This window comes from Mesorhizobium sp. B2-3-12 (assembly GCF_006442205.1).
GTDB lineage: Bacteria > Pseudomonadota > Alphaproteobacteria > Rhizobiales > Rhizobiaceae > Mesorhizobium.
In genome coordinates, this window is record NZ_VFVR01000028.1 from 1 (window position 1) to 13,089 (window position 13,089).

Genomic DNA, 13,089 nt, shown 5'->3' on the forward strand with positions numbered 1-13,089 from the left:
GGGTAGATAGGCCCGACCGCAAGGTCGGCTTTTTCTTTTGGGTAGATAGGCCCGACCGCAAGGTCGGCTTTTTCTTTTGGGTAGATAGGCCCGACCGCAAGGTCGGCTTTTTCTTTTGGGTAGATAGGCCCGACCGCAAGGTCGGCTTTTTCTTTTGGGTAGATAGGCCCGACCGCAAGGTCGGCTTTTTCTTTGCCAAAGGCTGATGACGGAATGCGGCCTTTGGCAATCAACCAAGCGGTTCGGATGAAGCCAGGCTGCCGCCGAGCAGCGCGGCAAGATCGCGCGCGGACGCATCCGCGCCGGCGCGCAGCCGGATGGCGAACTCGGCCATTGGAACCGGCGGCAGCCCAAATTCGCGGGGCGCTTCGACAATGCCGGAATGGGCAAAGCGCGGGGTTCGCAAGGTCAGCGCCACGCCCGCATTCACCGCGGTGCGCAAGCCGGCGAGGCTGGCGCTGCTGGCGGCGATGCGGTAGCGGCGGCCGGCGGCATCGAGCGCGGCGAGCGCCGCTTCGCGAAACCCGCAATAGGGGTCGAGCAGCGCCAGCGGCAATTCTTCCTGCCGCGAGGCCAGCCCCTTGCTCGAACACAGCCAAACCATCGGCTCGCGCAGCACGCCGACCTCGTCCGGCACCGCCGTCTGGCGCATGACGATCGCCAGATCGAGGCTGCCGGCCTGCAGTGCCTGCGCCAGTTCGGCGGAGCGGCCGACCCGCAATTCGATCCTGACGCGCGGATGGCTGGTGGCGAAGGCACGCAGCAGGTCCGGCAGGCCGCTGTCGGCGAAATCCTGTGTCGTGCCGATGGAGACGCGCCCGGCTGCGCGCGCGCCTTTCAGCGCCAGCCACGCCTCGCGATGCACGGCAAGGATGCGCCTGCCATGGCCGACGAGGTCCTCGCCCGCCGGCGTCAGGCCCCGCCCCCTGCCCTGCGGCGCCAGAAGCGGCTCGCCGACGATCTCCTCCAGCCGCTGCATCTGGGCCGTCACCGCCGACGGCGAACGGCCGACACTTGAAGCCGCCTGCGCCAGCGAACCGCTGTCAACGAAAGCAAGGAAGGTTCTGAGCAGGTCGGGGTCGAGCGTTTCCATAATTCGATATTATCGAACCTTTATTTGAGAACAATTCAATTTTTTTGATTCCAGGAATGATGGCATGGTCTCTCCAACGGCGACCGACGCCGGTCAAACAAAGGAGAAGAAAAATGCCCATCATCAATGTCAGCGTCACCGGCAAGCCAGATGCCACCCTGTCCGCCAGCATCGCCAGGGAAATAACCGAGATCACCGCCACGCATCTGCGCAAGGATCCGACGATCACCGCGGTTGCCGTGTCCTATTTCGATCCGCGGCACTGGTTCGCCGGCGGCAAGTCGCTCGCCGAGCACGGCACCAACACGTTCTGGCTCGATATCAAGGTGGTCGACGGCACCAACACCAAGCTCGAACTGGAAGCCTATCTCAAGGCGATCTTCGACGCCTTTGGCCGCCTGCTGGGCGGTGTGCACCAGGAAAGCTATGCTTTCGTGCATGAGGTCCCGGCAGCCGCCTATGGCTATGGCGGCAAGACGCAGGAATTCCGGTTTATCAGCGGGCGTCTGAAGGCGGCGTGAGCGATTGCTTTAGGCGCGTTGGCCGAATGCGTCTCTGAGCGACGCGCCTTAGGCTGCAGGGGGATGCAATCTTGTGTCCAGCGCGAAATGCTCCTGAAGGCGCATCTCGTACAGGCCCGTGGCGGCGCCTGGGTCGAATATCAAATTCCAGCTGTGCAGCGACACGGTACTCGGGAGGAGAACGAAGGGGTGACTTGCCAGCAGGCTGTCGCCAAATTGCTGCTGGCCCGCACTGGGTATGCCAGGGCGCAGCCAGGCGGGATTGGGGACGTCCTCGATAGTCGCCACCTGGATGCTGGCTGGATCGCTGACTTCAAATGAGGTGAGGATGTGAGGAACTGTGTCGAGCGTCCTGAAGCCCTTGTGGACCGCCACTTCGAGGATAGCTGTCGAGGGGTCGACCGATGCGTAGACCGCCCTGACTCCCTTGCTGTTCCATCTCGCCCCGAGCTTGAATGCGCCCTCGCCGCTGTCCCATGTCGACCTGAAACGCTCGTGATCGAGCCTCCAGCCAAACACCGCGCCGGTCCCGAGAGAACCCGGCAAAGGCGTCATGCGTAGACACCGTAGTCAAGCCGATCGAGAAACTCCTGAACCAATTCAGTACCAGCTGCCGTGGTCAGCAAATCGATAGGTCGTCGATTGTCCAGGCCCATCGCAGGCCGGATCATCCATTTCTCGGCCTCAGCCTGTGATCCCAGCACGGATGTGGCTTTGGTGAGAATCCTTGCAAAGTTCCAGGTTCGTGAGCCCTGCTCTTTGCTCAACGTTCTGGAGTGATCCGATTTGTGCCTTTGGAAGGTTCGCTCGCTCATGCCGAAAGCGGCCTCGAAAGTATCGGCGAGGTTGATCACAGCCAAATGCGTGACCAGCTTTTCCAGGGCCTGGCTTGGAATTCCGTTCAAGATCATTTCGTGAGCCTCGATCGGGCTGGATACGGAATGTCCAAGGACGTTCGGTCCACCAAGCAGATCGACCAACTTCTCGAACTCCGTGTCCATACGAGGCGAGGCGATGAACGCCATTGAGGGATTGGTCATCTCAGATCTCCGTCACGTGTCACTTTATTTACGACAGGTGGCGCAACAATTCAAGGGACGTGCCGTTTGCCGAATGAACACCACGGCAGCTTACAATAGTTCCTTCATTGACGCCGTTCCCACTTCCGCTACCTTCTGCGCCGAAGCGGCCGCAGAGCCGCGCGCTTAGAGAAAGCTGGGAGCGAGGCGGCATGATCCTGACACTGGCGCTGCTTGCGGGTCTGGTTGTGGCCTGGCTGCTGATCGGGGCGGTGGAAAAGTTCCGCCTCGGCCTGCGCTTCACCCAGGCGCTGCTCTACGTGCCGTTCAAGCTCGCCTACCGGATCAGCGACAATCGCATCAGGATCGCCCGCAAAGCGCAGGTGCCGGTCATCTATGTCGTCTCGCACCAGTCGCGCGTCGAACCGGCGCTGATGCTGTCGCTGCTGCCGGACGACACGCTGCATATACTCGACGAGGTCTCGGCGCGCTCGCCATGGCTCGAGCCCTGGCGCGAACTCGGCCGCACCATCGCCTTCAACGCCGAGCATGTCTTCGTCAGCCGCCGGCTGGTGCGTGTGCTGAAGGGCAAGGGGCGGCTCGCGGTCTATCTGCCGGATGCGGTCGAGCCCGACGTCAAGACGTTCCGGCTGTTTCGCGCCGTCACCCGCATCGCCATGCAGGCAGACGCGCGCATCGTGCCGATCTTTGTCGCCGGCGCGCGCGATCTGCCGGTTTCGCTGACGCCGGCGGACAGGGCTCCGCGTCACTGGTTTCCACGGCTCGCAATCAGCGTGCTGGAGCCGATGACCATCGCCGAACTGGTGGCGCGCAACCCGGACCAGGCCTCGAACACCAATGCGCTGTTCGACCGCGTCGCCGAGGCACGGCTTTTCGGCACCGACCTCGACCGTGGCTTGTTCCTCGCCATGCGCGATGCGGCGGCCAGAGTCGGCGCCTCGCACCCGATCATCGAGGACGTCATCTCCGGTGCGCTGAGCTACCGCAAGATGTTCATCGGTGCGCGCGTGCTGGGCAGGCGCTTCGAGGCGGTCACGGCGCCGGGCGAAGCGGTCGGGGTGATGCTGCCCAACGCCAATGGCGTCGTGCTGTCGCTCGTCGGTCTTCTGTCGGCGGGCCGGGTGGCGGCAATGATCAACTACACGGCCGGGCCGGCAAGCGTCACGGCCGCCGTGCGCACGGCCATCATCCGCACCGTTGTCTCTTCGCGCGCCTTCGTCGAGAAGGCCGATCTCGCCGATATTGTCGCCGCGGTCGAAAAGGGCGGCGCCAGATTGCTGTGGCTGGAAGATGTACGCCAAGGCGTCACCACACTGGACAAGCTTGCCGCCGCCTTGCTGTGGCGCCTGCCGCTGCAGCGGCAGGATGCGGCCAAGCCAGGCGTGATCCTGTTCACCTCTGGCTCCGAGGGCACGCCGAAGGCGGTCGTTCTGTCGCAAAAGAACCTTCTTGCCAATGCCATGCAGGCCGAGGCGCGTATCACCATCTCGCCGGCCGACATCCTGCTCAACGTGCTGCCGGTGTTCCATTCCTTCGGCCTGACGGGTGGCACCATCCTGCCGCTGGTCACCGGGGTAAAGCTGTTCCTCTACCCCTCGCCGCTCCATTACAAGATCATCCCCGAGATCGCGCGCAAGGTGAAACCGACCATCATGTTCGGCACCGATACGTTCCTCGCCAACTATGCGCGCACCGCCAAGGATGGCGATTTCTCCAGCCTGCGCTTCGTTGTCGCCGGCGCCGAGGCGGTGAAGCCGGAAACCCGTCGCGTCTATCGCGAGCGCTTCCAGGCCGAGATCATCGAGGGGTTCGGCCTGACCGAGGCCGCACCCGTGGTTGCCGTCAACACCGCGATCCATGGCCGCGACGGGTCGGTCGGCCGGCTTCTGCCGGCCATCCGCATGAAGCTGGAGCCGATCGAAGGCATCAATGATGCCGGCCAGTTGTGGCTCGACGGGCCGAACATGATGATGGGCTACATGACCGCGGACCGCCCCGGGGAACTGCAGCCGCTGACCGGCTGGCACGACACCGGCGACATCGTCGCCGTCGACCGCGAAGGCTTCATCAGCATTCGCGGCCGCGCCAAGCGTTTTGCCAAGATTGCCGGCGAGATGGTGTCGCTGGGCGCTGTCGAGATGCTGGTGCAGTCGCTTTGGCCGGAAGAGCGCCACGCCGCGGTGGCGGTGCCCGACAAAAGGCGCGGCGAGCGCATCGTGCTGGTCACCACCGCCGACGACGCAAGTGCCGAGGAGTTGCGACAGTTCGGCAAAAAGGCCGGCGCGGCCGAACTGATGGTGCCCAACGACATCGTCAAGGTCGAGGAAATCCCGGTGCTCGGCTCCGGCAAGACCGACTATGTCTCGACCAGGAAGCTGGCGATCGACAGGCTCGGGATTGGTGTGGCGGCCTGAGTACCTCGCGGTCGGCGTAGAGGCCTAACCTATGTCAGAAGGCGGCACCTTCTCGCCTTCCAGCTTGGCGCGCTTGGAGTAGGCGCGAACGGAAAACGGCAGGAAGATCAGGTAGCCAGCGACCGACGCCGTCAGCGTGTACCAGGGATAGGTCATCAGCAGGAGGACGTAGAGCACGACGGCGAGGATGACCGGCAGCACCCTGTCGCCGGGGATCTTGATGCTCTTGCCGGAGTAGACCGGCAACCGGCTGACCAGCAGGAAGGCTACCAGGATGGTGAAGCCGGTGGCGACGAAGGCGGCCGGCCGGCTGGGCTCGACACCAAGGCGCAGGAAATAGAGATAGAGCGGCAGCATCACCAGCACGGCGCCCGCCGGCGCCGGCACACCGACGAAATATTCGCTCTGCCATATCGGGCGCTCGGCCTTCTCGTCGTCGAGCACGTTGAAGCGGGCAAGCCTGAGCCCACAGGCGATGGTGAACAAAAGTGCCGCGATCCAGCCCGGCGAGCCGGCGCGGTCGAGCAGGAAGGCGTAGAGCACCAGCGCCGGCGCGACACCGAAATTGACGATGTCGGCCAGCGAATCCATCTGCGCGCCGAATTTGGAGGTCGCCTTCAGCATCCGCGCCAGTCGGCCGTCAATGCCGTCGAGGAAGGCGGCAAGCAGCACCATGACAACGGCGGTTTCAAAACGGTTTTCGAAGGCGAAGCGGATGCCGGACAGGCCGGCGCAGATGGCAAGCACGGTAACCAGATTGGGCAGCACCATGCGCATCGGGATCTCGCGGATGCGCGGACCGCCGCTGGCATGGGCTTCGAACTTCTTATACTGCGTGCCCACCGTCATGAAATCCGCACGAGGGGCGTGCCGGCGATGCCGCCGAATTCGGCCAGCACGGTTTCGCCGCCGACCGCGGTCTGGCCAACGGCAACGCGCGGCGTGGCGGCCAAAGGCAGGAAAACGTCGACACGCGAGCCGAAACGGATCAGTCCGAAACGCTCGCCGGTGCCGATCGAAGCGCCGGCCTCGGCCCAGCAGACGATGCGCCGTGCCACAAGGCCGGCGATCTGGACTGCCGCCACCGTGCCGTTGGGGCTCTCGATGACAAGGCCGTTGCGCTCGTTCTCGGTGCTCGCCTTGTCCAACTCGGCATTGAGGAATTTTCCCGGCCGATGTTCGATCCTGGCAATGCGGCCGCGCACGGGAGAACGGTTCACGTGGCACGAAAAGACGTTCATGAACACGGAGATGCGGGTCATCTCGACATTGCCGAGGCCAAGCTCATGCGGCGGTACGGCCGGCCCGACAGCCGAGACGATGCCGTCGGCGGGGCTGACCACCAGGCGGTCGTCGACAGGGGTGACGCGCTCGGGGTCCCGGAAGAAATAGACGCACCAGGCGGTCAGGATCAGGCCGATCCAGAACAGGATCGAGGAGAAATAGCCAAGGAAAAGGGTCGCCGCGCCAAAGGCCGCGATGAAGGGATAGCCTTCGCGATGGATCGGTACGAACGCGTTCTTGACCGTGTCGACAAGGCTCATGGGCTGGGGGCGGTCCCTGTTTCAGGTCCGGCCTCAATAGCGGAAACACCCCCTGCCCGCAACGCGACAATCGGCGGCGCGGATTAACCGGCAAGGGAGGGCGGTGTCCGGGTAGCCGGACGCTCCGTGTTTCGTGCAGTCGAGACCGGTTGCCGCCAAAGCCATCCTTGACTACACGAGGGCCGTCAGCGTGGCCGACAAGGCTATCTACGCCGAAGCCGCCTTGCAAACCAATACCCGTGACGTCAACGTCACGCGGCTGAAGCGTTCTTCACTAGCTTGCTGTCGGGAGACTTCCATCTCGTGCGTCCTTGGTGAGAAGCGCCTCATCGCAAGGGCCGATGACGCGCGTGCAAACGGAGGCTCCCATGCAGATATCATCCGGCAACAAAGCGCATATCCTTTTGGAAGGCCTCGCCTTCGGCGAATCGCCGCGCCGGCATGATGGACGCCTGTGGGTCTGCAACTGGGGCACCGGCGAGATCATTGCCGTCGATGCGCACGGCAACAGCGAAGTCGTGCTCAGGGTTCCGGCTGTCCTGCCCTACTCCATCGACTGGCTGCCGGACGGCCGTCTGCTCGTGATCTCGGGCCGAGAAGGTTTGCTGCTGCGACAAGAGCCGGATGGCTCGCTCGTCACCCAGGCCGACCTGCGCGGCCTTTCGAAAAGCCCGTGGAACGAGATCGTCGTCGACGGGCGCGGCAACATCTATGTCAATGGCGGCGGGCCGGCGCCGGCGCCTGGTGAGCATTTCGGCCCTGGCACCATCGTGCTCATCACGCCTGATGGCGCGGTGCGGCAAGTTGCCGACACCTTTGCCTTCGCCAACGGCATGGCGGTGACGCCTGACAACAAGACGCTGATCGTCGCCGAATCCCATGCCAACAGGCTGACCGCCTTCGACATCGCCGCCGACGGCACCTTGTCCAACCGCCGCGTCTGGGCTGATCTCGACGGATATCCCGACGGCATCTGCCTCGATGCCGACGGGGCGGCCTGGTATGCGGATGTTCCCAACAAACGCTGCGTGCGGGTGCGCGAAGGCGGCGACGTCTTGCAGACCGTCGCCGCCGATCGCGGCTGCTTTGCCTGTATGCTGGGCGGTGACGACAGCAAAACGCTGTTCATCACCGCCGCCGAGTGGCGCGGCTTCCAGCATATGGTCGGTGACGCGCGCACCGGCCAAGTGCTCGGCATCGAAGCGCCGGCACCGGGCGTTGGCTGGCCAGGCTAGAGTCCAGGCACGCGCTGATAGTTGGCGATGTCGGCGCGCACACCGAGCCGGGCGATCGTCTCCCGCGGGTTGAAGGCGACGCGCTCGTGCGCCGCCTTCACGATCGGCACGACATTGTCGACGGCGGCCTGGCTTTCCCATTCGACGATGGTGACGAGGTTGAATTCGCCCGGCCCGGAGAATTGCTCGAGCAGGAAATCCTGGACGAAGCCCTGCTGCAGACGCAGCAGTTCATGCGTCATCTTCACTTTAGCCAGAATTTCATCGCGGGCATTGGCGGGCACGACGAACTTGTCAACCCTGAACACGCTGCCGCCCTTAACATCTTGATTCGTAAAGCTCATATCCATTTCAATCCGTCCTCGACGATGTTGTTTTGCGGCTCTCGAGCGACGGGTCTACAATCTCAACTTAAGTTGAGGTCAAGAGGCTTTTTCGAGTTAAGACACCTCTGATGTGCGCCGGCGCACGACGACACCCAGTTCGTCGCTTTCTCGGGCAATGCGCAGCCGCTCCTCGGCTTCGGTCGCCTCGCGCTGGCGGTCCCACATCGAGGCGTAGAGACCGTGCTTTCGCATCAGCTCGACATGGGTCCCGCGCTCGGCGATCTGGCCATCCTTGAGCACGATGATCTCGTCGGCCGAAATCACCGTCGACAGGCGGTGGGCGATGACAATGGTGGTACGGCCCTTGCTGACCAGGTCGAGCGCGGCCTGGATCTCCTGCTCGGTGTGGCTGTCGAGCGCGGAAGTGGCCTCGTCGAGCATCAGGATCGGCGGCGCCTTCAGGATGGTACGGGCGATCGCCACGCGCTGCTTCTCGCCGCCGGAAAGTTTCAGCCCGCGCTCGCCGACCATCGACTTGTAGCCGTCGGGCAGCTTCTCGATGAACGGTCCGATCTGGGCGAGTTCGGCGGCCTTGCGCACCTCCTCCTCGCCGGCGCCGACACGGCCGTAGCGGATGTTGTAGGCAATGGTGTCGTTGAACAGCACCGTGTCCTGCGGCACCATGCCAAGCACCGCGCGCAGGCTGTCCTGCGTCACGTCCCTCACATCCTGGCCATCGATCAGCACCTGGCCACCCTGCACGTCGTAGAAGCGGAACAGCAGCCGCGAGATGGTCGACTTGCCGGCACCCGACGGCCCGACAATGGCGACCGTCTTGCCGGCTGGCACCTCGAAGGAGACGCCCTTCAGGATCTTGCGGTTCGGATCGTAGGAAAAGTGGACGTCGCGGAACTCGACCTTGCCGGCGCTCACGGCCAGCGGCTTGGCGTTGGGCTTGTCGACGATCTCCTGCGGCACGTCGAGCAGGTCGAACATGTGCTCGATGTCGGTCAACCCTTGCCGGATCTCGCGATAGATGAAGCCGATGAAGTTGAGCGGCACGGAAAGCTGCACCAGCATGGCATTGATGAAAACGAAATCGCCGACGCTCTGGGTGCCGGCCTGCACCTCCAGCGCCGACATGCACATGACGACGACCGTGCCGACGCCGAAGATGAGGCCCTGGCCAAAGTTCAGCCAGCCGAGCGAGGTCCAAGTCTTGGTCGCGGCGATCTCGTAGCGAGCCATCGAGCGGTCGAAGCGCTCGGCCTCCATGCGCTCGTTGGTGAAATACTTGACCGTCTCGAAATTGAGCAGCGAGTCGATCGCCTTGGTGTTGGCGTCGGTGTCGCTGTCGTTCATGTCGCGGCGGATCGAGATGCGCCAGTCGCTCGCCTTGACCGTGAACCAGACGTAGAGGCAGACGGTGATCGCCACCACGGCCACATATTTCCAGCCATAGGTGAAACCGAATATGCCGGCGGTCAGCGCGAATTCGAGAATGGTCGGCGCCGTGTTGAGCATGATGAAGCGCACGATCGTCTCGATGCCCTTGGTGCCGCGCTCGATGATGCGCGACAGGCCACCGGTGCGGCGCTCGAGGTGGAAGCGCAGCGACAGCTGATGCATGTGCACGAAGGTGCGGAAGGCAAGCTGGCGCACCGCATGCTGGCCGACGCGGGCAAACAGCGCGTCGCGCAGCTGGTTGAAGCCAAGCTGGACGAGCCTCAGCACGTTATAGGCAATGACCAGCATCACCGGGGCGAGCATGATCGACGGCAGCGGCGGGGGCGTTTTGAAGCCTCCCGCCAGCGCATCGGTTGCCCATTTGAAGAAATAGGGACCGGCGACCAGCGTCACCTTGGCCACGACCAGCAGCAGCGTCGCCCAGGTCACCCTTGCCCTCAGGTCGGCGCGGTCGGCCGGCCACATATAGGGCCAGAGGTTACGCAATGTCGTGAGAGTCGAGGTGTCGGCGGAGACGGTTTTTTCAGCCACTTTTCTTGCCTTTTGGGTCAGAGGGTCAGCGGCCGGAGCAGCAGGAATTGATGAGCGCGCCCAGCGATGCCGATAGATCGGCAAGTGCCGCGCGATCGACAGCATAGCGCGATCGCTGGCGGTCGGGCTCGAACCGGACGAGACCGACCTCGACCAATATTTTCAGATGCTGGGACACGGTCGACTGCGCCAGATCGAAATGGTCGACGACCTCACGGCAGCAGCAGGAACTGCTGGCGGACAGATGCCTCAGTATCTCGATCCGCGCCGGATGGGAGAGTGCCGCGAACCGCGCCGCGACAGCGCGGCTGTCCACGATGCAGCCTGGCGGTGCGGTGGCGGCGTGGTCTGGTACAGAGGTATAGTCGGTCATCGTTCATCGGCGATAGACGATGAACGATGCCAGGGCAAGCTAGGCCGATGGGTAGATCGCCGGAATCGCCGATCTCTTCCTATTCCGTCTTCGGTGCCGTCGTTGCCTGCTCGCCCATCGCCTTGAGGTCGGCGGCTTCGCCTTCCTTCGACTTTTCCGGGACCTTGAACACCTGGCCGGGCCAGATGCGGTCAGGATTCCTGATCTGGTCCTGGTTGGCGAGGTAGATGGTGGAGTAGCGCACGCCATGGCCGTAGACGCGCCGCGATATCCGCCACAGCGTATCGTTGCGGCGGATGATGACGGCGCCGTCGGCATGTTCGAGCTTGGGCGACACCACTTCAGGCACGTCGCTTGGCGGTGTTGCCGCCGCGACGACCGCCGGAGCCTCGGCGGCAGGCGCCGCCGGTGCAGTCTCGGCCGGAGCGGCGGCCACGGCCGGAACCGGGGCGGCTGGAGCCGGCGCGGTTTCCGCCGGAGCAGCGGCGGCAACAGCAGGCGCCACAGGCGCCGGAGCGGCTGGTGCTTCCGCGGCAGCAGGTGCGGCCGGCTTGACGTCGGCCGGCTTCGTTTCGGCAGGCTTGGTCTCGGCCGGCGCAACGGCGGCGACCGCCTCGCCGGGCTCGCGCTCGAAGGGCACGGCCGCGCGAGCCACCACCTTCACGCCGTCGGCATCGAGGCCGTCGACATGGATCGTATAGCTGCCGACCGGAATGTCGCGCGTCGCCTCGACCAGGAAATGGCCGTCCGGCGACGTCAGTGCGTCCCCGAGCAGGATGTCGTTGGCGTAGGCGCGCACCTTGCGGCCGGGATCGGCGAGGCCGGCGACAAAGATCTTGTTGCCGTCGATCTCGACGGCCTCGACGACGATCTTGGGCTCAGCCACGGCGGACGCGGCCGGTGCCGCTGGAGCGGGTTTAGCCTCAACCACGGCTGGCGCGGTCGGCGCCGGCGCGGCGGGCGCCGGAGTGACAGTCGCGGGCGCCTCGGCAGACGGAGCGGCGGCCTGCTCGCCGGTTGCCGGCGCCGGCTTTGTCTCGGGCGCGGGAACGGTCAACAGTTCGGCCGGCTTGCCCGGCTCCTCGACCATGGCCAGCACCTGGCCAGCGGCATTGGCTGGCACCGAGACCACGGCGGTCTGCGCCGAAGCAGTCACGACCGTGCCGACCGTCGACCGCAGGGCAATCGTATAGTCGCCGGGCTTCAAGGGATCGTCGAGCACGATGACAAAGGCGCCGTCGGGACCAGCGACCGTGGAGCCGATCACCGTCGCGCCATTGAGGATTTCGACCTTCGAGTTGGGCGCAGCGTTGCCGGCAACGACGATCGAGCCGTTGCTCTCGACGCGCACGACGTCGAAAGTCGGCGCGATCGGGCCGGCCGGCGCAGGGGCAGCAGGGGCCGCCGCATCGGTTGCGGGTGCTGCCGGGGGCGCGGCTTCCGTCGCGGGCGCGGCAGGCGCCGTCGCCTGGGGTGCCGCGGCCGGTGCTGCCGGCACCGCCGGAGCCGGCAGACGCCCTTCCGTGCCGGGATCCGCCGACTTGGGCGCCTCGGGCGGCGTCAAGGCCGCGACTTGCGCCGGCGGCGCTGGATGAAGATACGGGTCGAGTGCGCCCGATACATAGGCGGTTCCCGCGGCCGCGACGGTCCCACCCGCCGCGAACAGGAACGCCTTCAATGGATTAATTGCCATATTTCCCTACCCCTTAGCCACCTAACGCCGGTCTAGCGTGTTTTGCCAATGCCGACAAGAAAAACGGGCCGACACGAAAAAGCCCGCCCTTGTAAGGCCTTGGGGCTTGACCAGGCTTTCAGACCCAATCACCAATCATCCGTATGAACACGATTCGATCCGTCTGCGTCTATTGCGGCTCGTCTCCGGGCCGCGATGAAATCTATGCCAAGGCCGGTCACCTGCTTGGACGCTCAATCGCCAAGGCAGGTCTGCGGCTGGTCTATGGCGGCGGCACCAAGGGCATCATGGGCGCCGTGGCCGAAGGCGCGCTCAAGGCCGGCGGCAAGGTGACGGGCATCATTCCGCGCTTCCTCATCAACAGGGAAGCAACCGAAACCGCGCTTGACGGGCTCGACGAGCTGCTGATCACCGACAACATGCACGAGCGCAAACACAAGATGTTCGAGAAATCCGACGCCTTTGTGGCGCTGCCCGGCGGCATCGGCACAGTCGAGGAGATCGTCGAGATCATGACCTGGGCGCAACTCGGCCATCACCGCAAGCCGATCGTCTTCGGCAATGTCAAAGGTTTCTGGGACCCGATGCTGTCGTTGCTTGATCACATGGCGGCGGAAGGCTTCATTCACACCGCGCAGCGTGTGAAGCCGCTGGTCGTCAACGACCCCGAGGCCATCGTCGCCGCCATCATGGTGGCCGGGTCCTCGGTCGACGCGCCGACGGAAGGCGTTCAGTCGGTGATCGACAAGATGTAGAATGAGGGGAGTAAGGGAATAGGGGAGTAAGGGAAAGGGTTACGCCCCAGAGACTGCAGTCCTACTCCCCTACTCCCCTACTCCCCTACTCCCCTAC

14 protein-coding genes are annotated in these 13,089 nt (G+C 64.4%); 4 read left to right on the forward strand and 10 right to left on the reverse strand.

What is annotated here, in order from left to right; genetic code table 11:
* Both FJ948_RS29905 and FJ948_RS29910 read right to left on the reverse strand, forming a co-directional pair.
* A partial coding sequence (locus FJ948_RS29905) for a hypothetical protein (protein ID WP_210242297.1) occupies positions 1-233 on the reverse strand: 233 nt, incomplete at its 3' end.
* On the reverse strand, positions 230-1,093 hold the full coding sequence (locus FJ948_RS29910; RefSeq protein ID WP_140710875.1) for a LysR substrate-binding domain-containing protein: 864 nt from the start codon (positions 1,091-1,093) through the stop codon (positions 230-232). The genes FJ948_RS29910 and FJ948_RS29905, both read right to left, overlap by 4 nt.
* A 113-nt stretch (positions 1,094-1,206) precedes the next feature.
* Between FJ948_RS29910 and FJ948_RS29915 the strand changes: the two genes are divergently transcribed.
* Positions 1,207-1,614: a 4-oxalocrotonate tautomerase family protein gene (locus FJ948_RS29915; protein ID WP_140710877.1), complete on the forward strand. Its 408-nt coding sequence runs from the start codon at positions 1,207-1,209 to the stop codon at positions 1,612-1,614.
* A 48-nt stretch (positions 1,615-1,662) separates the two neighbouring features.
* Here FJ948_RS29915 and FJ948_RS29920 read toward each other — a convergent pair whose 3' ends face one another.
* Together FJ948_RS29920 and FJ948_RS29925 are read right to left on the reverse strand one after the other, a co-directional pair.
* Positions 1,663-2,169 (reverse strand): RES domain-containing protein, encoded by a 507-nt coding sequence (locus FJ948_RS29920; RefSeq protein WP_140710879.1) that lies wholly within the window; start codon positions 2,167-2,169, stop codon positions 1,663-1,665.
* Positions 2,166-2,654 (reverse strand): antitoxin Xre/MbcA/ParS toxin-binding domain-containing protein, encoded by a 489-nt coding sequence (locus tag FJ948_RS29925; protein ID WP_140710881.1) that lies wholly within the window; start codon positions 2,652-2,654, stop codon positions 2,166-2,168. Before FJ948_RS29925 ends, FJ948_RS29920 begins: the two co-directional genes overlap by 4 nt.
* 191 nt (positions 2,655-2,845) lie before the next feature.
* Here FJ948_RS29925 and FJ948_RS29930 point away from each other — a divergent pair, with 191 nt between their 5' ends.
* Entirely contained in the window at positions 2,846-5,068 is a 2,223-nt protein-coding gene (locus FJ948_RS29930; RefSeq protein ID WP_140710883.1) for an AMP-binding protein, read from the forward strand.
* Between the two features lie 24 nt (positions 5,069-5,092).
* Here the strand turns inward: FJ948_RS29930 and pssA are convergent, their stop codons facing one another.
* On the reverse strand, positions 5,093-5,911 hold the full coding sequence (gene pssA, locus FJ948_RS29935; RefSeq protein WP_140710899.1) for a phosphatidylcholine/phosphatidylserine synthase: 819 nt from the start codon (positions 5,909-5,911) through the stop codon (positions 5,093-5,095).
* A gap of 2 nt (positions 5,912-5,913) precedes the next feature.
* Complete coding sequence (locus FJ948_RS29940) at positions 5,914-6,612, reverse strand: phosphatidylserine decarboxylase (RefSeq protein WP_140710885.1); 699 nt, start codon at positions 6,610-6,612, stop codon at positions 5,914-5,916.
* Between the two features lie 368 nt (positions 6,613-6,980).
* On the opposite strand from FJ948_RS29940, the gene FJ948_RS29945 reads away from it, so the two are divergent.
* On the forward strand, positions 6,981-7,847 hold the full coding sequence (locus FJ948_RS29945) for an SMP-30/gluconolactonase/LRE family protein (protein ID WP_140710887.1): 867 nt from the start codon (positions 6,981-6,983) through the stop codon (positions 7,845-7,847).
* Here the strand turns inward: FJ948_RS29945 and FJ948_RS29950 are convergent.
* From FJ948_RS29950 to FJ948_RS29965, 4 genes are all read right to left on the reverse strand, one after another.
* Positions 7,844-8,191 carry an antibiotic biosynthesis monooxygenase gene (locus FJ948_RS29950; RefSeq protein WP_140710889.1) on the reverse strand — a complete coding sequence of 116 codons (348 nt, stop codon included), beginning with the start codon at positions 8,189-8,191 and terminating at the stop codon, positions 7,844-7,846. The genes FJ948_RS29945 and FJ948_RS29950 overlap by 4 nt on opposite strands.
* A 96-nt stretch (positions 8,192-8,287) precedes the next feature.
* The gene (locus FJ948_RS29955) at positions 8,288-10,171 is read right to left on the reverse strand and encodes an ABC transporter ATP-binding protein/permease (RefSeq protein WP_140710891.1); all 1,884 of its coding nucleotides are present in this window, start codon (positions 10,169-10,171) and stop codon (positions 8,288-8,290) included.
* 25 nt (positions 10,172-10,196) lie between these two features.
* The gene (locus FJ948_RS29960; protein WP_140710893.1) at positions 10,197-10,544 is read right to left on the reverse strand and encodes a metalloregulator ArsR/SmtB family transcription factor; all 348 of its coding nucleotides are present in this window, start codon (positions 10,542-10,544) and stop codon (positions 10,197-10,199) included.
* A gap of 79 nt (positions 10,545-10,623) precedes the next feature.
* Positions 10,624-12,237 carry a LysM peptidoglycan-binding domain-containing protein gene (locus FJ948_RS29965; RefSeq protein WP_140710895.1) on the reverse strand — a complete coding sequence of 538 codons (1,614 nt, stop codon included), beginning with the start codon at positions 12,235-12,237 and terminating at the stop codon, positions 10,624-10,626.
* Positions 12,238-12,380: 143 nt separating this feature from the next.
* Between FJ948_RS29965 and FJ948_RS29970 the strand changes: the two genes are divergently transcribed.
* Positions 12,381-12,992 carry a TIGR00730 family Rossman fold protein gene (locus tag FJ948_RS29970; protein ID WP_140710897.1) on the forward strand — a complete coding sequence of 204 codons (612 nt, stop codon included), beginning with the start codon at positions 12,381-12,383 and terminating at the stop codon, positions 12,990-12,992.
* The last annotated feature ends 97 nt before the right edge of the window (positions 12,993-13,089 follow it).